Origin of the sequence: Escherichia sp. AM3 (assembly GCF_032029835.1) — a bacterium.
GTDB classification, from domain to species: domain Bacteria; phylum Pseudomonadota; class Gammaproteobacteria; order Enterobacterales; family Enterobacteriaceae; genus Escherichia; species Escherichia coli.
Genome location: NZ_JAVUPQ010000475.1, coordinates 1 through 666, shown reverse-complemented (window position 1 = coordinate 666; position 666 = coordinate 1). Strand labels below are relative to the sequence as shown.

Genomic DNA, 666 nt, shown 5'->3' with positions numbered 1-666 from the left:
CATACTGGAAGCTGAAGCTATCAGAACAGGGCAGAGCAAAACAACCGTTCTCAAAGCGGCGCTGGCGATGTACAACAGCCAGGATGAAAACATAAAGAATCACTGGTTGCTTGAGTCTGCAAAATTCTAACCATAGAAGCATGGATGAAAATCTATGAGATATTTAACCGAATTGATCTGTAACCTCTACAGGTTGACAGATCACCATAAACTGACCACAGCAACGTTTAAAAATCTTGCTGATATTAAGTTATTTAAACCTACAGCAGATGCAGACACCATATTGCAGCTTGAAAATATATTTAGCGAATACTCACTGAGATATATTGACAGGGATCTGGCTGAAATTCTGAGCAACTTAATAACTACAGATAAGAAACACTCTCTGGACTTCGATTTTAACAAAATACAATCTCTGACTGACTCGAAAAGTTTCGGTTGTGGATGGAGCAAGGTAATAAATGGTAGTTGGTTCAAAGATCTTTATTCGTGGGGAGAGGGGATGTATCCTGCCGAAAATCTGAAAGCTGAAAATATTTCAGACTGGGAGGATAATATATGGCACATTGAGCATGAAGGTTTCAAGCCTCGCGATCCTATTAATGTTAAATATTACTCTTGGATTGACCGATATGTGGCTTTAAACAGTGGTGGTTCACATCATGC

The 666-nt window shown here is 39.2% G+C and carries 2 pseudogenes; both read left to right on the top strand.

The features are described from left to right. Positions 1–130 (top strand): annotated as a pseudogene (locus RTW80_RS26700) (CopG family transcriptional regulator); the annotation flags it as partial. A 24-nt stretch (positions 131–154) separates the two neighbouring features. Further along, positions 155–666 (top strand): annotated as a pseudogene (locus tag RTW80_RS26695) (hypothetical protein); the annotation flags it as partial.